The 22709-nt window shown below is 58.0% G+C and carries 20 protein-coding genes and 1 pseudogene; 10 read left to right on the top strand and 11 right to left on the bottom strand.

Features of this window, described 5'->3' with window-relative positions; genetic code table 11:
* Positions 1 to 123 precede the first annotated feature (123 nt).
* From LC354_RS13885 to LC354_RS13865, 5 genes are all read right to left on the bottom strand, one after another.
* Entirely contained in the window at positions 124 to 1128 is a 1005-nt protein-coding gene (locus tag LC354_RS13885) for a hypothetical protein (protein ID WP_223424779.1), read from the bottom strand.
* A gap of 301 nt (positions 1129 to 1429) precedes the next feature.
* On the bottom strand, positions 1430 to 2011 hold the full coding sequence (locus LC354_RS13880) for a DUF924 family protein (protein ID WP_223424777.1): 582 nt from the start codon (positions 2009 to 2011) through the stop codon (positions 1430 to 1432).
* A 114-nt stretch (positions 2012 to 2125) separates the two neighbouring features.
* Entirely contained in the window at positions 2126 to 3385 is a 1260-nt protein-coding gene (locus LC354_RS13875; RefSeq protein ID WP_223424776.1) for an MFS transporter, read from the bottom strand.
* Between the two features lie 75 nt (positions 3386 to 3460).
* Positions 3461 to 4534, bottom strand: a complete 1074-nt coding sequence (gene queA, locus LC354_RS13870) for a tRNA preQ1(34) S-adenosylmethionine ribosyltransferase-isomerase QueA (protein WP_223424774.1) — start codon at positions 4532 to 4534, stop codon at positions 3461 to 3463.
* 22 nt (positions 4535 to 4556) lie between these two features.
* On the bottom strand, positions 4557 to 7985 hold the full coding sequence (locus LC354_RS13865; protein ID WP_223424772.1) for a DUF3971 domain-containing protein: 3429 nt from the start codon (positions 7983 to 7985) through the stop codon (positions 4557 to 4559).
* A gap of 71 nt (positions 7986 to 8056) precedes the next feature.
* On the opposite strand from LC354_RS13865, the gene LC354_RS13860 reads away from it, so the two are divergent.
* From LC354_RS13860 to LC354_RS13845, 4 genes are all read left to right on the top strand, one after another.
* The gene (locus tag LC354_RS13860; protein WP_223424805.1) at positions 8057 to 8518 is read left to right on the top strand and encodes a peroxiredoxin; all 462 of its coding nucleotides are present in this window, start codon (positions 8057 to 8059) and stop codon (positions 8516 to 8518) included.
* Positions 8518 to 9327, top strand: a complete 810-nt coding sequence (locus LC354_RS13855; protein WP_223424770.1) for a ferritin-like domain-containing protein — start codon at positions 8518 to 8520, stop codon at positions 9325 to 9327. The genes LC354_RS13860 and LC354_RS13855 overlap by 1 nt, the downstream gene beginning before the upstream one ends.
* A 175-nt stretch (positions 9328 to 9502) precedes the next feature.
* Positions 9503 to 10834: a DUF5930 domain-containing protein gene (locus tag LC354_RS13850; protein ID WP_223424769.1), complete on the top strand. Its 1332-nt coding sequence runs from the start codon at positions 9503 to 9505 to the stop codon at positions 10832 to 10834.
* Positions 10824 to 11333: a bactofilin family protein gene (locus LC354_RS13845; protein ID WP_223424767.1), complete on the top strand. Its 510-nt coding sequence runs from the start codon at positions 10824 to 10826 to the stop codon at positions 11331 to 11333. Before LC354_RS13850 ends, LC354_RS13845 begins: the two co-directional genes overlap by 11 nt.
* A gap of 1165 nt (positions 11334 to 12498) precedes the next feature.
* On the opposite strand, the gene LC354_RS13840 is transcribed toward LC354_RS13845, so the two are convergent.
* Positions 12499 to 13044 carry a peptidylprolyl isomerase gene (locus tag LC354_RS13840; RefSeq protein ID WP_223424765.1) on the bottom strand — a complete coding sequence of 182 codons (546 nt, stop codon included), beginning with the start codon at positions 13042 to 13044 and terminating at the stop codon, positions 12499 to 12501.
* Positions 13037 to 13543, bottom strand: coding sequence for a peptidylprolyl isomerase (locus LC354_RS13835; protein ID WP_223424764.1), 507 nt, complete (start codon positions 13541 to 13543; stop codon positions 13037 to 13039). The genes LC354_RS13840 and LC354_RS13835 overlap by 8 nt, the downstream gene beginning before the upstream one ends.
* 127 nt (positions 13544 to 13670) lie before the next feature.
* On the opposite strand from LC354_RS13835, the gene LC354_RS13830 reads away from it, so the two are divergent.
* From LC354_RS13830 to LC354_RS13805, 6 genes are all read left to right on the top strand, one after another.
* Positions 13671 to 14858 carry a phosphoglycerate kinase gene (locus tag LC354_RS13830; RefSeq protein ID WP_223424762.1) on the top strand — a complete coding sequence of 396 codons (1188 nt, stop codon included), beginning with the start codon at positions 13671 to 13673 and terminating at the stop codon, positions 14856 to 14858.
* A gap of 78 nt (positions 14859 to 14936) precedes the next feature.
* A complete protein-coding gene (locus tag LC354_RS13825; protein ID WP_223424760.1) occupies positions 14937 to 15719 on the top strand; it encodes an SDR family NAD(P)-dependent oxidoreductase in 783 nt (260 codons plus the stop codon).
* An 85-nt stretch (positions 15720 to 15804) separates the two neighbouring features.
* On the top strand, positions 15805 to 16104 hold the full coding sequence (locus tag LC354_RS13820) for a septum formation initiator family protein (protein WP_223424758.1): 300 nt from the start codon (positions 15805 to 15807) through the stop codon (positions 16102 to 16104).
* Positions 16105 to 16233: 129 nt separating this feature from the next.
* Entirely contained in the window at positions 16234 to 17223 is a 990-nt protein-coding gene (pdhA, locus tag LC354_RS13815; protein WP_223424757.1) for a pyruvate dehydrogenase (acetyl-transferring) E1 component subunit alpha, read from the top strand.
* Between the two features lie 14 nt (positions 17224 to 17237).
* A complete protein-coding gene (locus LC354_RS13810; RefSeq protein WP_223424755.1) occupies positions 17238 to 18599 on the top strand; it encodes a pyruvate dehydrogenase complex E1 component subunit beta in 1362 nt (453 codons plus the stop codon).
* Between the two features lie 10 nt (positions 18600 to 18609).
* Complete coding sequence (locus LC354_RS13805; protein WP_223424754.1) at positions 18610 to 19920, top strand: pyruvate dehydrogenase complex dihydrolipoamide acetyltransferase; 1311 nt, start codon at positions 18610 to 18612, stop codon at positions 19918 to 19920.
* 65 nt (positions 19921 to 19985) lie between these two features.
* Here LC354_RS13805 and cysE read toward each other — a convergent pair whose 3' ends face one another.
* The 4 genes and pseudogenes from cysE to LC354_RS28260 all read right to left on the bottom strand — a co-directional run.
* Positions 19986 to 20795: a serine O-acetyltransferase gene (gene cysE, locus LC354_RS13800; protein ID WP_223424752.1), complete on the bottom strand. Its 810-nt coding sequence runs from the start codon at positions 20793 to 20795 to the stop codon at positions 19986 to 19988.
* Between the two features lie 69 nt (positions 20796 to 20864).
* The gene (locus LC354_RS13795; protein ID WP_449649481.1) at positions 20865 to 21167 is read right to left on the bottom strand and encodes a DUF7742 family protein; all 303 of its coding nucleotides are present in this window, start codon (positions 21165 to 21167) and stop codon (positions 20865 to 20867) included.
* Complete coding sequence (locus tag LC354_RS28265; protein WP_449649482.1) at positions 21167 to 22078, bottom strand: GTA baseplate fiber-binding domain-containing protein; 912 nt, start codon at positions 22076 to 22078, stop codon at positions 21167 to 21169. The genes LC354_RS13795 and LC354_RS28265 overlap by 1 nt, the downstream gene beginning before the upstream one ends.
* Positions 22079 to 22216: 138 nt before the next feature.
* Positions 22217 to 22681, bottom strand: a pseudogene (locus tag LC354_RS28260) (phage tail protein); the annotation flags it as partial.
* Positions 22682 to 22709: the final 28 nt, after the last annotated feature.

Raw genomic sequence — 22709 nt, 5'->3', positions numbered from 1 at the left:
CTTGCGCGACAAAGTGCTACTGTAGGGCGCCATCCTGAGACACCGTACAGGCACGTTACGCTGGACTCTCCGACACTGCAAAAACCGCTGCGGATTGCATTGCGAAGGCAGGCGGCATCAGCCTCAGCGACCGTTGGCAAACCCCTTGCGATATACCGACCCGCACACCGACCGGACAGTAACCACAAAATAGATGCCCCGTGACCAACGCGGGCGTTTGAATTTCAAACGATATCCCATGGTCTTTGGTGCTCCCTTCGGCGCCAACTCCACTTCTTCCGACAACCGACTGTCATTGCTGCCAAAGGGAAAACCGTAAATCTCCAGCTTGACGCTTGCGATGCCGCAAGGATGACCGACGGTAATACTGCCGCTGATCCGTTCACGACGCACGACCAACTGCCGTTCGTCCAGCGTCGGGCGAGTTGTTCCGTGCTTGGCACAACATAGCTCCTGTGGCGAGGGCGGCTGCGGCGGATCGACAATTATGGGCGGCGGCGATGGCGGATGGATCACCCCCCAGCGTTCGTCTTCCTCTTCGGGTGGGCCGGGATTGTCTGCTGCGTCCTGCACCTCGTCTTTGATGTCTTCAGCATCCGCAGCTTCGTTCTCGAAATGCTCCTTTTCCTTCTTTTTGTTCCAGAAGTCGCGCAGCTTTTTGCCTTCCGTGTTGAAAGGATAACCCAGGTATTCAAGCGTCCGTGCATGTGCCTCGTCGTCAAAGGTTTCTTCGTCCAAGTCCTCATCGCTGGCGTCCATTTGATCCTCAACGGCCTCTCGGATCTCGCAGTAACGTTTGCGCGCTTCGGACGGCGGGCCGTAATTATCCAAAACATTGTCCAGAAAACTCTCGGTGGTCTTCAGCGCCGCGATGTAAAGTTCCAGGAATTGCGTAAAGACCGGAATTTCGGGCGCCACATCCTTGATGCATTCGATGAGTAAACGCATGAGGCCGAAAGCTTCGCGTTCTGAAATGTTCTCGTCTTTCAGCGCTTCACGAACCTCTTCAATCTTGCGCAGGATATCTTCGGCTTGCTCCCGCTGCGCGTCAATCTCTTTCAGTTTGTCGAAATATTCTTTCAGTTCGTCGAGCGTATCAATAAAGTGGGTGCGCTTTGGTATTGGCATGGCAAATCTCCACGGTTCGTCGTCAAATGCCGCCAATTGTAGCGCTTTTTGCAAAATAATGCACTTCTTGGTGAAGGTGAGGCCGGATATACTGCGCGACAACTAGGACGGATGAGCTTTGCCTAGGGCCGCCAATGCAACTTGCAGAGACCAATGGAGGATGGGTTCAGCATTTCAAAACGCTCGCCGAAGTCACAAAAAACGGCCCCATTCGGAGCCGTTTCTATAACACATATATTGGGTATTCGATCTCCTGAGAGATTGTCACCCGGAATAGTCAAAACCTACCTTGGATACAGACTCAGGCCGCTTCGGTCGCTTGCTCCATGCCGCGCAGGACGCTGCCGTATCCGCCTGCATCAAGGTGATCCTGCTCTGCTCCGGTTGTCTTGCGTCCCAGCGCCGTATTGCGATGCGGGAAGCGACCGAACTGGCGAATGACTTCGCGGTGCGCGCGGGCGTGTATCAAATACGTGCGGTCTTCCAAACGCTCATGGATCAGACGCACAGCGCGGTCCTGATCACACAGGTTTTCGGAATGCTCCAGCGGCATATAGAAGAAATGCCGGACCCGCGCCTCCACCCGCAAATCCCAACCTTTGGCGATTGCGGATTTGGCGACTGCCAGCGCTGCACGGTCCGTCGCAAAAGCGCACGGGTCATCGCGAAACATGTTGCGTGGGAACTGGTCCGTCAGGATGATATAGGCCAGCACACCATTGGGATAGGTCAGCCATAGTGAAAACTTGCCTTCGGTTGCCTGTTTCCACGTGTCTTGAAATCGCAACCGTATGGTTTCGTCAAGATCAGGGTCAGATGCAAACCATTGTTCCGGTGTACACTCGTCTAACCAAAATCGTAAAATATCGTCCGGACCTTCCATAACTCTCACTCCAGTTTCCACGTACCTGAATTACACACCCCGTAATTCATGGTTACATATGATTTGCAAACAGACCCAATCACGAAATGCGACATATGCGACATATTGCGCGCATCAGTTGTTTTCTTCTGCCTCAAGATCGGCCTCGATGGCATATTCCTGCGCAATCTCCATCGAAAGCGGCGTTGTCGACGCTTGCGACATGACGATGTAAGCCCCTGTTTCGTCAACAGGAACGGAACGCCTCTGGGTCGCGCGATACCCTGCATACGCAACAAGAACCACGAAAAGGACAGCCGTGAACAAATAGAACCCGGGGGGGCCAATTTTTTCCATCATGACACCAACAACCAAGGGGCCAGAGACCGCCCCGAGCCCGTTGATAAACAAAAGTCCGCCCGATGCTGCCGCCATATCTTCGTGCTGGAGAAAGTCGTTGGTATGCGCAATCAGCAGCGAATAGAGCGGATTTGACATCCCCCCCACGATAAACGCCGAAACCAGCAAGATTGTGAAATCTGTGCCGAAGAACATGCCAATCACGGACCCGATCGCACCGATCGCCGACACGAAAATAATCAGGACCCGCCGATCCATACGATCCGAAATCCAGCCAATCGGATATTGCAACAATACCGAACCCACAAAGAATGTTGCGACGAAAGTGGAGATTTGTGCGATGCTCAACCCGGCCTGTGCACCGTAAACGGACGCCATCCCGAATTGCGCGGAAAACACGCCTCCGAGGATGAACATGCCAAAACACCCGAGCGGCGAAATATCGATCAGTTGTTTCAGCGTCATCGGTTTGGTTGTGTCAAAGGCAGGTGTCGGGCTGATCGAGAGCAAGATCGGCGTGATGGCGATCGAAACCAGAACCGAAGGAATGACGAACAGCACAAAGCCGGACGGATCCGCCGTCAGCAGCAGCGCCTGACTGGCCACGATGCCCAGCGTTTGCACGATCATGTAGAGCGACAACGCCTTGCCACGGTTCGAGTTATCCGCCGCTTCGTTCAGCCAGCTTTCCGCCGTGACATAGACCGCAGAGAAACAAAACCCGATCAGAACGCGCCCCACGGCCCACACCCAAGGGTCCGCAAAGGTCGGATAGAGGATCATGACGGCCGAAATCAGCGAGGCAAGTGCCGCAAACACGCGTACGTGTCCAACCCGACGGATCATGCCCGGCGCCATCCGGCTGCCGCCCAGGAACCCGGCAAAATAGGCCGACATGACAATCGACATCTCGTAAGTCGAAAATCCTTCGATTTCGCCCCGGATGCCCAGCAATGTACCCTGCATCCCGTTGCCCACCATCAGCAGGCACATCCCGAGTAACAACGCCCACGCGCTCGCCAGAACCTGAACCATGTCTTGTGCCTCCTAGGCCGTGTGAACACCGCCCTTGCCATAGGTATTTTGATACAGTCGCAGACCGTTGCGACGTTAGCGTGTCGGTTTTGAGGGTTTCTGTCGGGGCAGCAACAATGACGCATCCCCATAGGAGAAAAAACGGTACTGCTGGGTCACGGCATGTTCATAGATCTGCCGAATGCACCCGCGCCCCATGAGCGCCGACACCAACATCATCAGCGTTGATTTGGGCAGATGAAAATTGGTCATCAACCCATCGGTCACGGCAAAATCGAAACCCGGATAGATGAAGATGTCGGTATCGCCCTCCCAGGCAGCAATCCCCACGTCACGTGCCATCGTCTCGATCAGGCGCAACGCGGTTGTGCCGACGGGTATGACGCGGGCGCCCCGGTCTTTGGCGGCGGCAATGTCCGCGGCCGCGGCGGCGCTGACCTGGCCCCATTCGGCATGCATCTTGTGGGTCGTCACGTCCTCGACCTTGACTGGCAGAAAAGTCCCCGCACCCACGTGCAGGGTGACATGGGTAAAGTGAACGCCCCGGTCCGCCAGCGCCGTCATCAAGGGCGCGTCGAAATGCAAGGACGCGGTCGGAGCCGCGACCGCGCCACTGTGGCGGGCCCAGATGGTCTGATAGTCTTCTTTGTCCCGCGCATCTGCGGGCCGTTTGGCGGCAATATAGGGCGGCAGCGGCATGGCACCGGCCTCTGCCAGCGCGGCGTCAAAGTCATCGCCTGCCAGATTGAAGCGCAAATGCCCCTGCCCGTCACAGATGTTTTCAAGCTGCGCAGACAGCGCATCGGAGAACACAACGGTTTCACCGAGTTTGAGCTTTTTCAAGGGCTTGATCAGCGCGGACCACGTGCCATCTGCACGCGGCTCAAGCAAGGTCGCTTCAATCTTCGCGCGGGTCGTGCCTTGCGCGCTTTCGCGGCTGCGCTCACCGTTCAACCGCGCCGGAATGACACGCGTGTCGTTCAGTACCAGCAGGTCACCGGGCCTCAGCCACGTGACCAGATCCGTGACCGTGCCATCGTGGATCGCATCGCCTTCGGCCACCAAAAAACGCGCGGATGACCGCGGCACCGCAGGTCGCGTTGCAATCAGCCTGTCGGGCAAATCGAAATCAAAATCGCTCAGCTTCATGACGCTGCCTTTAGCTACGCCGTCAGCGATCATCAAGCCGTTGTTGCCGCTCTTCGCGCAATTGCTCCGATGACGGTGTGTCTGGTGTCTCTGGCACAAATGCCTCGGGCAGCGCGGGTGCTGGCGGCGCACCTTCCAATTCGGGTATTTCCGGAGGAGCCGCGCGGAACAGTTCACGAAACACCCCCGGCGTCAGTGCCGACATCGGGTTCACCGTCACTTGCGGCGCACTGGACGGACCGCTCAGGGTGTAGTTGAACCCGATCAACCCTTCGCCCTTGCGCGTGAAAATGCTGCCGACCCTGTTGAGCACGTAAATCGGAGAGATCACGCCGCGCATATCCAGGTTGGCATTGGCCACGTCAAAGGTCCCGTCCATCGACAGGCCCATCGACGGGCCGACCGCGCTGGCCCGCGTTAATATCATGGTCGACGGTGTCAGGCGGAAGACAGCCTCGACCTCGTTGAACCGGATGCCACCGCCTTGCATCTGGTCCAGGATGCCGACGACGCTCAGCGTGTTGAGCAGTGCCGCAATGGCAGGCGCGTCCTGAATGCTGGTGTCGGCAACGTTCAGCGTTCCGTCAAAGGATGCATCCCCGACCGGAAGCAAGGTCAGGGACAGGGCCCCGCCCCGCGCTTGCTTGAGAATGCCAGCAGATCCTGCCACGCCGCCCGCGTCGTCCGAGGTAATGCGGATGGCGCTGCGTCCGTTTTGGGGCAGCACGAAACCGCGTATCGGTGCGCCACCATTGACACGCCCGCCAAACGCCCCGTCCAACCCACCTGCGAGGTTGAACGTCCCGACGACATCCGTCAGCGCGATGGCGTCCGTGATCTGAAGCCGCTCGAGGGCCAGAGCCAGGGGTCGCTCGCCCTGCGCAGCGCCGGTGCGGGACGCCGCGTCCCCGCCAGACGTGCCGCCGAAGTCGGCCGCGCGCAAATCCAGTGTACCGCCCCTGACGACGACCGCCGGGGCCGCCCCCGCACCACGCCCCTCCAGATCAACGGACCCTTGCAGCCAAGCCCCCACCTGCACTCTGTCAAACCGGGCGCGCTCCAGACCGCCTGTCTCTGCCAGTGTGATGCTCCCGCTGGCGCTGAGGCCCGGCGCATCGACGCGCAGCAAGTCAATCCGCGGCTCTGGTCCCAAAACGCCCGCGATAAACAAGTCACCCACAGTTTGCGGGGCTTTGCTCCAATTGATCGGTGGTGCGGACAGGCGCAGGCCCGTCATGTCGCTTTCAAGCTGAAAGACAGGCGCGCCCCCGCCCACGGGCAATTCAAGCGCGATCCGGCCCGATCCCCCGCCCGTGACCATCCCCGCAGGCAGACCGATGCGAAAAGCTTCGATCGTACGTTCCGACACTTCAAGTGTCCCGGCAAGCGTGCTGGGTTGTGCGGGTTGGCCAAGCGGTTTGGTCCAGACCACATCAAAGGCGACACCGTCCAATGTGCCTGGGCCCGAAATGTTCACCGCCAGATTATCAGCATCGAGCCGCAGGGTGCCGGCCTCCAACCGTCGGCCTTCAATCAGTGTGGTGCTCACCACGTCGCTGGCCGTACCGGACATGCTGAATGTGAAATCCGGGAGTTTCAGCCCGCGTCGGAGCGGCATGGCCAGCGTTCCCGCAACTTGCAATCGCCCATCTGCCACCGTAGGGACCCGCCCGGCTTTCTGCATCAGGGACAGCGGCGGTTGATCCAGCAGGGACAACATCGCCGTCACCGATCCCTTTGTCTCAAGCCGGACGACACCGGGCGCGCCCGGACCGGCCGTGACGTCCGGAATGATAAAGGACGTCCCGGCAATATCGACCGTTCCGCCTTGCGGGGCTTCGACATGGCCCTTATCCACGGTCGCCACAAATCGGTTGTCAAACAGGCTGGCTGTTCCGCTGGCGTCGGTGATCAGCGGCAAATTCCGGGCATACCGCAGCTCCGCACCCTGATAGGCAAAGCCGATGAAGACATTCGGCGGGCCTTGCGGTGTGCCGCGCAGCGCGAAGTCCAGATTGCGCAAGCTCCCTGCAGAAATGTTTTCCGAGATCCATTTCCGCGTGCGCGGCTTAACGCCATCCGGCCAGAGCGTCAGCAAACGGTCAGGCATCAGCCCATCCATCTGTGCATCGACACTGTAGCTCCAGCCTTGGGGCTCGGCGGCGAGGGTTCCATAGGCATGCAGGGTCTGCCCCTTATCCCGAAAGAACGCCTGCCCCACATTGAGGCGAAACGGAGACAGGGTCAGCTGGAAATCCATCTCGGCGGAGTCGATGGAGACCGCTTCTTCGTAGACATTATTCGGGTTCGCCGTCAGCGTACTGGTGCGAAACTGGCCAACCAGATCTTCGAGCACGCCTGTCTCGCTCACTCCGAGAAAGGTCTGGCCTACCATTTGGCCGGTGATCCACGCACTTCTGACCGACAGTTCATCGAAGGTCAGAATACGCAGGTTGGGATCATAGCTGAAATAGCTGCGCGCCGAAGAAAAGGGCACAGGCCGTGTCGCATCCGTCGGCTGAAGGACACCTTCACTGATGGTCAAGGTTGCGTGGAGGGGCTCAAACGTGCCGGTATCGGTGATGCCGCCCCGCATCGAGCCCGAGATCGGGGCCCGCAGCACATCCAGCCAGGCAAAAGGCGGGGCCAGCGCTGCGATGTCACCGGCATCCACATCCGCGATGGTGACGCCGAAATGCGCCTCCGATGCGCCAATGCGGCTTTCGTAATTGGCCTCCAGCGTCGCCACACCCTGACCGCCACTGAGCAGTGCCAGATCCGCGTTCAGTTGCAACACTTCTCCGTCGCGGTTCAGGCGCACGCGCCCTCCGTCGATCGTCCATCTGCGAGACGATCTCAGGTCTTCGACCTGCAAGGTCAGCGCCTGCACTTCGGCACGGGTCAGCGCGGAAAGCGCGGGCAAGGCCAGTACGGCGTCCACGCTTTCGATCAGTTGTGCGAATGTCGCGGCCTGCTGCGTCGGCGCGGACAGGTCAAGCCCGCCCGACAACAGGACCGATCCATCCAACTGCCGCCGCAGCTGAGCAAAAACGCCGCTGACACTGATATCGGCCAGCAAGGCCTGCCCTTGCAAAAAACGTTCAAGCGAAAGACCCGCCCGCACTTCGGCAAATGCCACGATCTCTGCGCCCGATTGGGTTGTCAGTTGCACATTGGACATGCGCATCCGGGGCTTCATGCCTTTGTCGACCACAAAATCAAGCGCATCGAATTGCAGGTTCGCCGTCCCGAGGGCATCCGAGGCACGCGCCATGACCTGTTCGCGCACCCAGTTGGGCGCCGCAATCGTGCGTCCGATCGCAAAGTAAAACGTAATGCTTGCGACGGCTGCTATGAGCACGAGTAATGCCGAACTCGCAATCACATGGCGACGCCAGACGCTTTTGCGGGGTCGGCTCTCCGGCTGACTTGTTGGTTCTTTGCTGCTCATGACTTTATTCTTGTCCGCCCGGCCCTATCATGCCAACCACATCTTTCCCTAACATGACAAAAGGCCACATGATGCTCGAAATTGCGACCCAAGCCCCCGATTTCACCTTGCCGCAGGGCGATGGAACCGACGTCACGCTTTCCGCGCTCAAGGGCAGTGCGGTTGTTTTGTTCTTTTATCCGCGCGACGACACGCCCGGGTGCACCAAGGAATCCATCGCGTTTTCCGAAGGTCTGGAGGCCTTTGAGGCCGCCGGGGCGAAAGTGTTCGGCATCTCGAAAGACAGCGTTGCGAGCCATGTCAAATTTGCGACCAAGCGCGACCTGACCGTGCCGTTGCTCTCTGATGAGCATGGGACCGTCTGCGAGGACTATGGTGTCTGGAAGGAAAAGAACATGTATGGCAAAAAATACATGGGGATAGAGCGCACCACCTACCTGATCGATGCCAATGGCGACGTCGCGATGGTCTGGCCCAAGGTCAAGGTGCCCGGCCATGCGGATGTGGTTCTGGCGGCCGTTCAGGCCCTGTGATGCAACCGCTGGCCGAAATGGCAGAGGCGGTGTTGCGCACGGCAGACGGGCGGGAAAAAACCGCCCTGTCGCGCCGCTTGGCTGCGCAGTGGCAAGCGGCGCGTACTGCGGGTGAGGAACCGGACATCGGGCGGGCTGATCCACCAATGCACCCGGCCCGGCCCGTCACGCCGGAATTGCTCAGCCCGCGCGACGTTCCGCGTCGTCGCCCCGGATCGCCTGAAGGGCGCATCGCGTTGTTGCATGCCGTGGCCCATATCGAGCTGAACGCCGTTGATCTGCACTGGGACATCATCGCGCGATTTTCCCATGTGCCGATGCCGATGGGTTTTTTTGACGACTGGGTAAAGGCAGCCGATGAGGAATCCAAACATTTCAATTTGATGTGCGACTGCCTTGAAGCGATGGGCAGCCACTATGGCGCGCTGCCTGCCCATGCAGGCATGTGGCGTGCCGCCGAGGATACAGCAACCGATTTCATGGGACGACTGGCGGTCGTCCCGATGGTGCTGGAAGCGCGTGGGCTTGATGTCACACCCGGCATGATCGAAGTGTTTCGCAAGGCGAAGGTGGACGATGCTGTGACCGCACTCGAAACCATCTATGCCGAAGAAGTGGCGCATGTGGCCTACGGATCGAAATGGTTCCACTTCTTGTGCGGGCGCGAAAACCTTGACCCCAAGGTGGCGTTTCACCGGCTTGTTCAGACGTATTTTCACAGCCCGCTCAAACCTCCGTTCAATGAGGAAAAAAGGGCCGAAGCGGGCCTACCCCCGGATTTTTATTGGCCACTTGCGGTCGCAAACTAACCTAGACGGGTAAAATGCGCGGTTTTCCGCCACTTTGTACCGTTTCCTTGCCGGAAAACCGCTGATCAAACCGCGAGGCTTGCCCCGCTTTGCAGCCCTCATTTATGGAACATTTTCAAGGCGTCGTTTGCGGGGAGACGCGCGCCGAAAATCGGGACGGAACAAGGACGAGACTGTGCGAACACGCCTCGGCATTAAATGGCACGGCCTACTGGAGAAGTATTTTCCGGAGCGCCGCGTATTTCTGAAATCAGATACAGACACGCGGTTTATCCGCTTGCGTCCCGGCACACAGGTTGCCGCCTTTGCAGGCGGCTCCTTCGTGATTGCCTGGGCCATCATCGCCACGGCGATATTGCTGATGGACAGCATCGGTTCGGGCAATTTCCGCGAACAGGCAAAACGGGATCAGAGCACGTATCAAGACCGCTTGAATGATCTGTCGGCTCAGCGCGACAGCCGTGCTCAGGAAGCGCTGGCCGCGCAGGAACGGTTCACCGCCGCGCTTACACAAATCTCGATCATGCAATCGGAATTGTTGTCCTCTGAAACCCGTCGCCGGGAACTGGAAACCGGCATTGATGTGATACAGAGCACCCTGCGCCGCACCATGAAGGATCGTGAGGCGGCCAAGGCACAAATCGCCGGGCTCAAAGAACAGGTCGAGATCGATGGCGGCGGGGCCGGAGCCACGCATACGGCGTCGAGCGCATCGATTGATTTCGTGGCCGAAGCTTTGGCCCGCACGGCCGCTGAACGTGACCAGGTCATCCAGGACGCCGAAGATGCATTGCTGGCGGCGGATGAGCTTGAGACCGAAATTGCCTTGATGCGGGAGCAAAACGACCAGATTTTCCGCCAACTCGAAGAAGCGATGAGTGTTTCGGTTGCGCCGCTCGACAAAATGTTCCGATCCGCAGGCATGCCGACAGATCGCATTATCGAACAGATTCGTCGCGGCTATTCCGGACAGGGTGGGCCGTTGACGCCCCTGACGTTCTCGACCCGTGGCGAGGAACCCTCTCCCGATACGATGCGGGCCAATCGGCTGCTGAACCAAATGGATCAGCTCAACCTCTACCGGATTGCGGCACAAAAAGCGCCGTTTGCCACACCCGTGAAATCTGCGTTTCGGTTTACCTCGCAATTCGGACCGCGCCGTGACCCGAAAACAGGTGGACGTCGCATGCACAATGGCGTCGATTTCGCTGCATCGGTCGGTACCCCACTCTATGCAACGGCGGACGGCGTCGTAACCCACGCGGGATGGCAGTCCGGTTACGGTCGCCTCGTGAAGATCCAGCACGAGTTCGGGATCGAGACGCGTTACGCGCACTTGTCGCGGCTCAAGGTAAAAGTTGGTCAAAGGGTCTCGCGCGGGGACCGCATTGGTGATATGGGAGCCTCTGGACGGGTGACCGGCGTGCATCTGCATTACGAAGTCCGCGTCGGCGGCAAGGCCGTGAACCCCATGATCTATATCAAGGCAGCAAACGATGTTTTCTAAAAGCAAAATCAACGAACCTGGTCCCGGTGCGGACGCCTCGAAAACGGCAAACCCCGCTGCGGCGTCGCAATCCGGGCAAAAATCTTCTGAATTCAAGGCAAGCGCACCCAAGGCCAAGCCACCGGCCTCTGTCCTTTCGGCGGATCTGCACGTGACCGGCAACATGAAGACCACAGGCGACATCCAGGTTGAGGGCACCGTCGAAGGTGACATTCGTGCGCATTTGCTCACAATCGGCGAAAGTGCCACCATCAAGGGCGAAGTGATTGCCGACGATGTGGTCATCAACGGCCGAATCGTTGGCCGCGTCCGCGGGCTGAAAGTGCGACTGACCTCGACGGCGCGGGTAGAGGGCGACATCATTCACAAGACGATCGCGATCGAAAGCGGTGCCCATTTCGAAGGGTCGGTCCAACGGCAGGACGATCCGCTGAACTCAGGCGGTAAACCCACGGCGACTGCGCAGGCCACCGCACCCGCAACGCCGAAGGCCGATTAAGCAACGTGCATCAATGCATATGAGGCGCTCCAACCTTCGGAGCGTCTTTTTTTTCGAACATCAAAATCGACGCGGCGTTTTCAGTGGCCCTTAGGCAAATTCGCCCAATGCGTCCCTCTGCACAAGGTTGCAACCCGACCGAGCCCCTGGAATGCAAAGACAAGAAAGACGTCACGCGACATGTGACGCACGCACAGACGGGCTAACATCCCGACTACGAAAGCTTCGCCGGCCAGCACTGACGCGTGACCAGGATCTGCAGCATTAATATTTTAGTCCTCCCGCTATTCAACACCTTAATGTGAACAAAGGCGGTCGAGTAACTTGTGAATGGCAATGCGCGACGCTCCAACATCAGGAAACTTCTGATCCGGCCGACTACCTTCAAAAATTGAAGGCTCCTCCTGTTCCCCACCTGACGTAGGAGTCCCATTTGTGGTCGGTTGTGCCATTTTCGGGTCATGAGGCGCGATGACATCTGCAGCGGGCATCCGCTGTGCCGCGGCTACACGAGCGAGATCTATGCCTATAACGAGAATACTCCCGATATCCTGGCGCCCCTCCGTTCGACAGTATGGCTGTTGATATAGTTGCGGGCGAATACACCGTCATGGTCTTGACTGAAGACGCTAATTTGAAAGACTTTCCTTAGAAGCTCAGGTCGGTTTGATAGAGCATGTTCTGGTGATGCAGAATACAGGTCGGACTTTCCGGTCATTACCCAACAGCCTTCCTGTTGTGGGAGCAAACGGTCGAGAAATCCGATACCGACAGGCCCGAAGATGCTGTCTTCGAGGGGCCTGCCGAAGACCTCTACGCAGTTATCTCAAGTTCGGAAGCGTACTGGATCAGGCCGGAAACATTGAAGACCTGCCCCCTGCCCCTGGCGCCCTTGTTATTGCATGGTGGTCACTTCACGAGCACTGGGTCCCGTGCGATGCGCTGGTAAAACACAAGTGGCAGCCGCCCCTCAAATCCCGTGGCACAGTCAAATCACGAAACAATTAGCCGATAGACGCCGCTTTGGTTGAGAGGCATGAACATCGCGGCGTGAACTGTTGAGCCGCATGGAGCAGACGGAGGCCCTGAACGCCTGGCCTTATGATCCGATCGACCAGTTCTGACAAGTTGTCAGAACTGTCTGGCATTCATACTTATTGCATACCTACGGGGTGACCCTGACCGAAACCATGTGGTCTGGCTTCCCCACGACAGCGCCGTTCGAACCAGTACCTTTCTTAATGGAATCAACCACCTCCATGCCCGAGGTCACTTCACCCACAACGGTATAGTTCCCGTCCAGAAACGGACCCGGCTCAAACATGATGAAAAACTGGCTGTTGGCCGAGTTGGGGTTCTGGCTGCGTGCCATGCCGACGATACCGCGATCAAAGGAGCGATCGGAAAACTCTGCAGGGATGTCAGGAAATTGTGACCCACCAGTACCTGCTCTTCGCATATCCGAACCGAGGACCCCATTTTCGACGTCGCCCGTTTGTGCCATGAAACCGTCAATGACGCGGTGAAAGACAACTCCGTCATAGTCGCCTGCCGCGGCGATGGCTGTGATCTGTTCCACATGCTTGGGTGCGATGTCCTCGAAGAGGTCGATCGTCACCGTGCCATTGGCCTCGCCTGCGATATCGATTTCAAGGCCACTGGCCGCCGCGGGCCCGGCAAGGCAGGCCAGTGCGAGTGCAACCCTAAACATCGGCTGCGACCTTCACGCTGATCATGCGATCCGGTTCCGCTGGCGGCTCGCCACGGGTGATCGCGTCGACATGCTCCATGCCCGAAATGACGCGGCCGTAAACCGTGTACTGACCATTCAGGAAGGCGTTGTCGGAGAAGTTGATAAAGAACTGGCTGTTGGCACTGTTGGGATTGGCCGAACGGGCCGCGCCGATTGTGCCGCGGTCGTGGGGCAGCTTGGAGAATTCGGCTGGCACGTCAGGCTTGTCAGAGCCGCCTGTGCCCGCCATGCGGATGTTGAACCCGTCTTCCATATCGCCGTGCTGAACATCGCCTGTTTGCGCCATGAAGCCGTCGATGACCCGGTGAAACGCCACATTGTCATATTCGCCTGCGCGCACGAGTTCTTTCATGCGGGCGCTGTGCTGCGGGGCCACATCGGGCAACAGTTCGATTGTGACGGTGCCACCTTTGAGTTCCATCAGGATCGTGTTTTCGGGGTCTTTGATTTCGGCCATGATTATCTCTCTGCTTTGCAATTGCGCACTTACCTATGCCTTGCAGGGCCGAGGGACAAGTGATGCATTGACCGACGCGCCAATTGCCGCGATGCAGGGGCCAACGAAAAACCAAGGAGCATGACCGATGGGCTGGAATTCGCTGGATGATATGGATCTGAACGGCAAACGTGTGCTGACGCGCGTGGATATCAATGTGCCGATGGAAGATGGCCGCGTCACGGATGCCACGCGGATCGAAAGGATCGTGCCCACGATTGCGGATATTCGGGCAAAGGGGGGCAGCCCGGTGCTGCTGGCGCATTTCGGCCGCCCCAAAGGCAAGCCCAATCCGGACATGTCGTTGCAACCCCTCGTCCCCACGCTGGAAGCCGCGTTCGGATGCAAGGTGACGTTCGTCGAACGTCCCTCACGCGATTGGATCAATGCGCAGCCCGCCGATGCCGTGATCCTGGTCGAAAACACCCGGTTTTCGCCAATGGAAGAGGCCAATGACCCGGCGATGGCAGAGTTTCTGGCCACATTGGGCGATGTGTATTGCAATGATGCGTTTTCGGCGGCGCACCGGGCGCATGCCTCCACAGCCGGTGTCGCGCATCTTTTACCCTCCTGTGCGGGCCGTCTGATGCAGGCCGAATTGCAAGCGCTTGAGGCGGCCTTGTCGAACCCCAAACGCCCGGTAGGTGCCGTTGTCGGTGGAGCGAAGGTATCGAGCAAGCTGGACCTGCTGCAAAACCTGGTCAAGAAGATCGACGTGCTGGTCATTGGTGGCGGCATGGCGAACACATTTCTTGCCGCACAAGGCGCAGAATTGGGCGCGTCGCTGCAAGAAGCAGACCTGCACGACACCGCCCGAAGCATTCTGGCAGCAGCAGACGCGGCCGGGTGCCGTGTGATCCTGCCCAGTGACGGGCGTGTGGCACGGGCCTTTGCCGCCAATGCGCCGCATGAGGTTGTTGCCCTGAACGCGCAAACCCGGCTGGACGCGGACCAGATGGTACTGGATGCGGGCGACGCCGCCGCCGCCGAGATCGCAACGGCCTTTGCCGGTCTCAAGACACTGATCTGGAATGGCCCGCTCGGCGCGTTCGAGATCGAACCTTTCGACACCGCAACCGTGATCGCGGCCAAAGCCGCTGCGGCTCTCACCGTATCGGGTGACCTGATCACCGTTGCGGGCGGCGGCGACACCGTGGCGGCATTGAACCAAGCCGGTGTCGCGGATGATTTCAGCTATATCTCGACAGCGGGTGGTGCGTTCCTGGAATGGATGGAAGGGAAAGAACTGCCCGGTGTAGCCGCTCTGACGCGCTGAACGGTCTTTGCCATTGGTTGAATCTCGGCTTTGCCTCATACTGAAAGAAAGCGTTCAGCACCCAAAGGGGACATCGAGATGACTTCATGGACATTGATCACTGGCGCATCCGAAGGGCTGGGTGTGGAATTTGCGCGGCTCGCCGCCAGGGACGGTCATAACCTGATCCTGACGGCGCGGTCCAAGGACAAGCTTGACGCGTTGGCCGACGAGTTGCGCAGCGACAGCGTCCAGGTGGTGGTCATCCCCGCCGATCTGTCGGACATTTCGGAAGCTGAACGGCTGTGGGCAAACGCCACCGACGGGCGCAACATCGACGTTCTGGTCAACAATGCGGGTCTTGCTTATTATGGTGCCTTTGCCAGCGATCAGGGCTGGGACCGCATGTTAAGCTCGATCCAGGTGAACATACTTGCCCTGACGCGGCTGATGAACCTGGCAATCCCGCATATGAAGGCGCAACCCAAGGGACGGATCCTGAACGTCGCCTCCCTCGCCGCCTTCTCGCCCGGTCCGAATATGGCGGTCTATAATGCAACCAAGGCCTATGTCCTGTCGGTGTCCGAGGCTGTGGCGACCGAGCTTGGCGGATCAAACGTGACCGTCACCGCCCTCTGCCCCGGCGTGACCGCAACCAATTTCTTTGAAGATGCCGACATGAAAGGTGTTTGGCTGGTGAATGTGACCAAGCCGATGTCCGCCGTGAAGGTCGCGCAAGATGGCTGGCGCAAGGCGCGGCTGGGCCGTCGGTCCGTAGTGCCCGGTCTCATGAACAAGATCATGGCATTCAGCACAAGGTTCAGCCCGATAAAGCTGAACGCTGCCATCACCGGAAAGATCATGGGGAAAGGTACGCGCTAGGAAACAAAGGGGATTCACAGCGCGACTCACATGTGGCATAGTATGCGCAACCGCACGATAAACGATGCGGTACGAGGCAGAGCACATGACCCGCACCACCCGCCCCGCATTGGGTTTGATTACATTTTTCGCCGTGGCTTTTGCCTTGGGCATCTATTTTACATTTGCCGCTGTCCAGGGCGATTATGGATTGTTCATGCGCGCCGAGATCGACGCAGAAGCCCGCGATCTGGCAGCTCAACTTGCCGCCGTTCAGGCAGACGTGACAGAGATGGAAAACCTGACCAAACGCCTGTCGGATGACTTCCTTGATCTTGACCTTCTGGACGAGCAGGCCCGTTCGATTCTCGGCATGTTGCGCGCCGATGAAATCGTAATTCGGTAAAAATCCTGATCTTTCTGATCGTTAGGCACAAGCTGCCCTTGCGGAAGAAAGGCACTCGCACCATCGCTCCGAATCTTGTAAGAAATAGTTTAACGCTAAACTATCCCTGCCCGGAGGAGGTCTGCCATCATGGCCGCGCGCAAAGCCACATCAAAACCCAACGTCTCTGCCGAAGAGCTCAAAGCCTATTACAAGGATATGTTGCTGATCCGTCGGTTCGAGGAAAAAGCGGGTCAACTATACGGAATGGGTCTGATCGGGGGGTTCTGCCACCTTTATATCGGGCAGGAAGCCGTGGTCGTAGGCCTTGAGGCTGCGGCCGAGGAAGGCGACAAACGCGTCACGTCCTACCGCGATCACGGCCATATGCTGGCCTGCGGAATGGACCCCAACGGCGTCATGGCCGAATTGACCGGGCGCGAGGGCGGCTATTCCAAGGGGAAAGGCGGCTCTATGCATATGTTTTCCAAGGAAAAACACTTTTACGGCGGCCACGGGATCGTTGCGGCGCAAGTGCCCTTGGGTGCTGGTCTGGCTTTTGCGGACAAGTACAAGGAGAACGGCCGCGTGACCTTTACCTATTTTGGCGATGGGGCCGCCAATCAGGGACAAGTCTACGAGACCTACAATATGGCCGAGCTTTGGATGCTGCCCATTGTCTTTGTCATCGAGAACAACCAGTACGCCATGGGGACGTCGACCAAACGGTCGACAAAATCCCCCAGCTACTGGGAACGCGGCGCCGCATATGGCATTCCCGGCGAAGAGGTCGATGGTATGGATGTGCTGGCTGTCAAAGCCGCAGGTCAAAAGGCCGTCGATCACTGTCGTGCGGGTAAAGGCCCTTATATCCTGGAAATCAAAACCTATCGCTATCGTGGCCACTCGATGTCGGACCCGGCCAAGTACCGGACCCGCGAGGAAGTGCAGAAAATGCGTGACGAGCGTGACCCGATCGAGGCGGTCCGCTCCATGCTTCTGACGGGCAAGCATGCCACCGAAGAAGACCTCAAGGCCATCGACAAAGAGATCAAGGATGTCGTGAATGCCAGCGCCGAGTTCGCCAAGGAAAGCCCTGAACCGGCTCTGGACGAACTTTGGACAGACATCTACGCGTAAGGGAGAGAATTATTATGGCAACCGAAATTCTGATGCCCGCCCTGTCGCCCACGATGGAAGAAGGCACATTGGCCAAATGGCTCGTCAAGGAGGGCGACACCGTCTCGTCCGGCGACATCATGGCCGAAATTGAAACCGACAAGGCCACGATGGAATTCGAGGCAGTCGATGAGGGGATCATCGGCAAGATCCTGATTGCAGAAGGCACCGAAGGCGTGAAAGTGAACACCGCCATCGCCATTCTGGTCGAAGAGGGCGAAAGCGCGGACGACGTTCAGGCCCCTGCCCCAAAGACCGAAGCGGCCCCCGCCGCCGAAGCGCCGAAAGCCGCCGCCACCGCCGCACCACCAGAACCCACCGTCGACGTGAGCCCCGACTACCCCGAAGGCACTGCAATGAAATCGCAGACCGTTCGTGAAGCCTTGCGTGACGGCATGTCCGAAGAGATGCGCCGCGACGATACCGTGTTCCTGATGGGTGAGGAAGTCGCCGAGTATCAGGGCGCTTACAAGATTTCACAAGGCATGCTGGACGAGTTCGGCAGCAAGCGCGTCATTGACACACCGATTACTGAGCATGGCTTTGCCGGGATCGGTGTGGGCGCTGCCTTTGGTGGACTGCGTCCCATCGTCGAGTTCATGACTTTCAACTTCGCCATGCAGGCGATGGATCAAATCATAAACTCTGCCGCCAAGACGCTCTATATGTCGGGTGGTCAGATGGGCGCGCCCATGGTGTTCCGTGGTCCCAACGGCGCTGCGGCCCGCGTGGGCGCGCAGCACAGCCAAGACTACGCTGCATGGTACATGCAGGTGCCCGGCCTCAAGGTGGCCATGCCCTACTCCGCCGCAGATGCAAAAGGATTGATGAAGACTGCAATCCGCGACGACAACCCCGTGATCTTTCTGGAAAACGAGATCCTCTATGGTCGCACGTTCGATGTGCCTGACATGGACGACTTTACGGTGCCATTCGGCAAAGCGCGCATCTGGCGCGAAGGCAGTGACGTTACGATCGTATCTTTCGGCATCGGGATGCAATATGCTCTGGAGGCCGCGGACAAGCTGGCCGAAGACGGCATAAGCGCTGAAGTTCTCGACCTGCGCACCCTGCGCCCGATGGACACCGCGTCGATCGTCAAATCGGTTATGAAAACCAACCGCTGCGTGACCGTAGAAGAAGGTTGGCCGCAAGGATGCGTGGGCAATTACATCAGCTCGGTCATCATGCAGGAAGCGTTCGACTATCTTGATGCGCCGGTGATCAATTGCACGGGAAAGGATGTACCGATGCCCTACGCCGCCAATCTTGAAAAACACGCGCTGATCACCACCGACGAGGTCATTGCTGCCGTGAAACAAGTCACCTACCGCTAAGGAGCCGGACATGCCCACAGAAATTCTCATGCCTGCGCTGTCTCCGACGATGGAGGAAGGCACGCTTGCAAAATGGCTCGTCAAGGAGGGGGATACGGTGTCGTCCGGGGACCTTCTTGCCGAAATCGAAACAGACAAGGCAACGATGGAATTTGAGGCTGTCGACGAAGGAGTGATCGGCAAAATTCTGGTCGCCGAAGGCACCGAAGGTGTGAAGGTGAACACGGCCATCGCGGTTTTGCTCGAAGATGGGGAAAGCGCGGATGACATTGGAACGGCGTCTTCTCAGTCAGAGCCAGAGCCCGGGTCAGCACCAGCCGCTAAGGAAACGGTTCCGGAAACTGCATCAGAGACAACCGCTGCACCTGCCCCATCAGCGCCGACCACCGCTGACGGCACGCGCATTTTTGCTTCTCCTCTGGCGCGCCGCATCGCTGCGCAAAAGGGTCTGGACCTAAGCGCGATCAAGGGCTCTGGCCCGCATGGACGTATCGTCAAAGCAGACGTCGAAGCAGCAGAAAGCGCGCCAAGCCCCAAAGAAGAAGCCGCCGCAACACCGGCAGCAACGCAAGCTTCCGCAGTCCCCTCAGGGCCATCCGCAGATGCGGTAGCCAAGATGTACGAAGGGCGCGCTTACGAGGAGATCAAACTCGATGGTATGCGCAAGACCATTGCGGCGCGCCTGACCGAGGCCAAACAAACCGTACCGCATTTCTATCTGCGGCGCGACATCAAGCTCGATGCTCTGATGGAATTTCGGGGCACTCTGAACAGCCAACTGGCCGAGCGTGGTGTCAAGCTGTCGGTCAATGACTTCATCATCAAGGCATGCGCTATTGCCTTGCAACAGGTGCCGGACGCCAATGCCGTCTGGGCCGGTGACAAAGTACTGAAACTGACGCCATCTGATGTGGCCGTTGCCGTCGCCATCGAAGGCGGCCTCTTTACCCCCGTCCTGCAGGATGCGGACCAGAAATCGTTGTCGGCGCTTTCCGCCCAGATGAAAGACCTCGCAAGTCGGGCCCGTGATCGCAAGCTTGCGCCGCACGAGTACCAGGGCGGCAGTTTTGCAATCTCAAATCTGGGCATGTTCGGCGTCGACAATTTTGACGCCGTGATCAATCCGCCGCACGGTGCGATCTTGGCCGTTGGTGCCGGCAAAAAGAGACCGATTGTCGGCGAGGATGGCGCGTTGGCCGTGGCAACTGTCATGTCCGTGACACTATCCGTGGATCACCGTGTGATCGACGGCGCATTGGGTGCACAGTTGTTGAACGCGATTGTCGAAAACCTGGAAAACCCAATCGCAATGCTTGCTTGACGCACCCATGAAAACAAAAAACGCCGGAGCAAATGCCCCGGCGTTGTTCGTCAGATTACTGAACCTTAGTGGTCTTTGCCCAGCATATGGTTCATTGAAACAGACGGTTGATCGCATCCAGCCTCACCGACAATACGCGCCGGTATCCCGGCAACGGTTTTACACGCAGGTACTTCATCCAGTACGACCGATCCTGCCGCAATGCGGCTGCAATCCCCTATACGGATATTGCCCAGAACTTTTGCGCCAGCACCGATCAGTACGCCGTTGCCGATCTTCGGATGGCGATCCTCTTCTTCCTTACCGGTTCCGCCCAGTGTCACCGAGTGCAGCATCGACACGTTGTTTCCAACCACCGCGGTCTCGCCGATTACAATGGAGTGAGCGTGGTCGATCATGATGCCTTTGCCAATGATAGCAGCAGGGTGGATATCCACTCCAAATATTTCTGAAACACGCATTTGAAAGAAATACGCGAGATCCTTGTGCCCATCGGTCCAAAGGAAATGCGCGACACGGTACGCTTGGACGGCCTGATAGCCTTTAAAGTACAAAATCGGTTGCACCAATCGGTGGCATGCCGGGTCACGATCATAAACCGCAGCCAGATCCGCGCGGGCCGCTTCCACCAACTCAGGCGATTTCTGGTAGGCTTCCTCGACGATTTCACGCACAACGACCATCGACATTTCATTTGACGCAAGTTTGGCCGCAATACGGTAAGACAGTGCCTTCTCGATGGACTTGTGATGCAGAATACAGGCGTGCACAAATCCGCCGATCAGCGGCTCATCCGCAACAGCTTGCCGTGCTTCTTCGATAATCTGTTCCCAAATCGGATCGATTGAGGCGATGTTTGTTCTGAATTCAGCCATTGAATGTCCTTTCAGGTCGTCATTACCCTAAATCAGACGTTTCTACCAAACGCAAACGCGTGATGCGCATTATTGCGAAACGCGATGCGTCACGGAATTGATCGCAATCAGAGCACAAAGAACATCTCGCAAAGCCTCCGAAAACTCCGGGTCACAGACCGTTGGTTCTGGCGCCATACCGAAACGCCGTGCGACCTCTGCAAGCGTTCCGTCACCAAATTGAGGATGCACCGAGCCTGAGCGCACACGATAACTATCGGCGATCATGGCGCTGGAAACCAGCATATCTGCACAGTCCTTGCTGTCGCGCGGTCTCATTTGCAAAACCGCGCGACCCGCGCAAATCAGGTCCATCGCAAGCACAGGCCTCATCAACCGTCCACGCCGATGGTTCGGAAAATGCCGGGGCCAAAGCGCGCCGAATTCTGGGCAATCGATACCTGAAACGCACCAGAAATACCATCCGACCGCAGATCTGAATTCTCATAAACCCAAGTAGGTTTCGTAACGGTAACCTCCCTCACCACCTGATCTGACTGAAGTACCCTGACTGTATATGCTTCGGTTTCTTCTCCCAGCGGCACTTCCGCCAAATCCCAAGCATCGCCATCAATGCGGGTGCGCCGAATCCAATCGAAACGTATATCGGAACCGGTTTTGAGGTAGTTCACATGCACAGGCGCATAAGGTCTTAACCCATTGCCTTCAAACGCATGCACAAATTCCTCATAGGACGGGTCGTCATAGGACCGCCGCGCCGGACCGATGCGGAACGTTTGGCTGATCCGACGCAGATTGCGTCCCAATTCGATTTGAGATGGCACACCGTCCATCACGACAAACCAAGATCCAGCCGGCCAAGTGTCAGGGCCGACCCCGTTACTGCCCAATTGTCCTCGAATCCTGTGACTCAGCAAATAGCGCTCCGGAGCAATCAGCTCCGCATCCCTGAACTGGATCAACTCCCAATTGTCCGGACTGCCATCTCCAATCGCTACCAAGTTAGATCCGTTCAAAAGAGCCGCATCCGTTGTCGAAGCAAGCGTTCCGTGAATCATTTTGACTTCAAGCGGCGCACCGCGATCGATCAATCCCGCATGTCCGCGCGGCAAAGGCGTTTCCGTGAACCCAATAGACGACCGCGCTGCCACAATGGAATTCAGCGCAAAATCCGCCTCGCTCAAAGATTGATAAACAGCGACACTACCCGGCCAAGGAGAACCGGTAATGGCAACATGTGGCGCGTGCTCTTGCTCGTCCCCGGTGATCAGTGGCAAATCCATAAAGACCGAAGTCAGCGGGACCGGCGGTATGAATTCACGCACACCGGCCAACTCGTCCGACAACTCAGATGGTTCGTAGACCTCTGCTTCAATCCGGACACCCTCAATCAATTGCATTTCGCCATGTTCCATTCGGTCAACACGGTACAGTCCAACGCCCTCGCCCTGATCCGCCGCGACCTCAATCACATCTCCTGCCCCAACATTAATAAAGGACGGGGGCAAAGCCAGACGGATGGTGTCGCGAGAGACACGCGACTCCGTCAGCCATCTTTCGGCAATCTGCCGCCCTTCGGGCCGGGTCAGCGCCATCGGCAAATCAGTCGCCGACACAGCGTGCGTGGCATCATCCGCCAATATCGCTTCTTCCGACAAGACGTCGAAATTGCCATCTGTCTGGACAAAGCGCAAACGCACCCGCCCTGCCAATTCTGCCTCCGCTTCTCTGGATTGCTCCATACGTCCATCGAGGCCGGAACTGATCGCAAGCTTTTCAGACGGCAACGCAATGGCATTCTGCCCCGTCCGCATCAGAAACTTCAAAACGCCGTCGCGATTGAGCAACCCCACGTCTGGAAATTCGGATTTGGCATGATCACGCATCCTGGCATTCCCATTTGATATAGGCCTT

The organism is Tateyamaria pelophila, assembly GCF_019966495.1.
Classification (GTDB): domain Bacteria; phylum Pseudomonadota; class Alphaproteobacteria; order Rhodobacterales; family Rhodobacteraceae; genus Tateyamaria; species Tateyamaria pelophila.
The sequence above is the reverse complement of the archived record's forward strand: the minus strand, read 5'-3'. Positions and strand labels throughout refer to the sequence as shown.

What these genes read in the sequence shown, in the direction of transcription:
- LC354_RS13885 (WP_223424779.1), bottom strand. Translation starts at nt 1,128, where the DNA reads ATGCCAATACCAAAGCGCACCCACTTTATTGATACGCTCGACGAACTG.
- LC354_RS13880 (WP_223424777.1), bottom strand. Translation starts at nt 2,011, where the DNA reads ATGGAAGGTCCGGACGATATTTTACGATTTTGGTTAGACGAGTGTACA.
- LC354_RS13875 (WP_223424776.1), bottom strand. Translation starts at nt 3,385, where the DNA reads ATGGTTCAGGTTCTGGCGAGCGCGTGGGCGTTGTTACTCGGGATGTGC.
- queA (WP_223424774.1), bottom strand. Translation starts at nt 4,534, where the DNA reads ATGAAGCTGAGCGATTTTGATTTCGATTTGCCCGACAGGCTGATTGCA.
- LC354_RS13865 (WP_223424772.1), bottom strand. Translation starts at nt 7,985, where the DNA reads ATGAGCAGCAAAGAACCAACAAGTCAGCCGGAGAGCCGACCCCGCAAA.
- LC354_RS13860 (WP_223424805.1), top strand. Translation starts at nt 8,057, where the DNA reads ATGCTCGAAATTGCGACCCAAGCCCCCGATTTCACCTTGCCGCAGGGC.
- LC354_RS13855 (WP_223424770.1), top strand. Translation starts at nt 8,518, where the DNA reads ATGCAACCGCTGGCCGAAATGGCAGAGGCGGTGTTGCGCACGGCAGAC.
- LC354_RS13845 (WP_223424767.1), top strand. Translation starts at nt 10,824, where the DNA reads ATGTTTTCTAAAAGCAAAATCAACGAACCTGGTCCCGGTGCGGACGCC.
- LC354_RS13840 (WP_223424765.1), bottom strand. Translation starts at nt 13,044, where the DNA reads ATGTTTAGGGTTGCACTCGCACTGGCCTGCCTTGCCGGGCCCGCGGCG.
- LC354_RS13835 (WP_223424764.1), bottom strand. Translation starts at nt 13,543, where the DNA reads ATGGCCGAAATCAAAGACCCCGAAAACACGATCCTGATGGAACTCAAA.
- LC354_RS13830 (WP_223424762.1), top strand. Translation starts at nt 13,671, where the DNA reads ATGGGCTGGAATTCGCTGGATGATATGGATCTGAACGGCAAACGTGTG.
- LC354_RS13825 (WP_223424760.1), top strand. Translation starts at nt 14,937, where the DNA reads ATGACTTCATGGACATTGATCACTGGCGCATCCGAAGGGCTGGGTGTG.
- LC354_RS13820 (WP_223424758.1), top strand. Translation starts at nt 15,805, where the DNA reads ATGACCCGCACCACCCGCCCCGCATTGGGTTTGATTACATTTTTCGCC.
- pdhA (WP_223424757.1), top strand. Translation starts at nt 16,234, where the DNA reads ATGGCCGCGCGCAAAGCCACATCAAAACCCAACGTCTCTGCCGAAGAG.
- LC354_RS13810 (WP_223424755.1), top strand. Translation starts at nt 17,238, where the DNA reads ATGGCAACCGAAATTCTGATGCCCGCCCTGTCGCCCACGATGGAAGAA.
- LC354_RS13805 (WP_223424754.1), top strand. Translation starts at nt 18,610, where the DNA reads ATGCCCACAGAAATTCTCATGCCTGCGCTGTCTCCGACGATGGAGGAA.
- cysE (WP_223424752.1), bottom strand. Translation starts at nt 20,795, where the DNA reads ATGGCTGAATTCAGAACAAACATCGCCTCAATCGATCCGATTTGGGAA.
- LC354_RS13795 (WP_449649481.1), bottom strand. Translation starts at nt 21,167, where the DNA reads ATGAGGCCTGTGCTTGCGATGGACCTGATTTGCGCGGGTCGCGCGGTT.
- LC354_RS28265 (WP_449649482.1), bottom strand. Translation starts at nt 22,078, where the DNA reads ATGGATTTGCCACTGATCACCGGGGACGAGCAAGAGCACGCGCCACAT.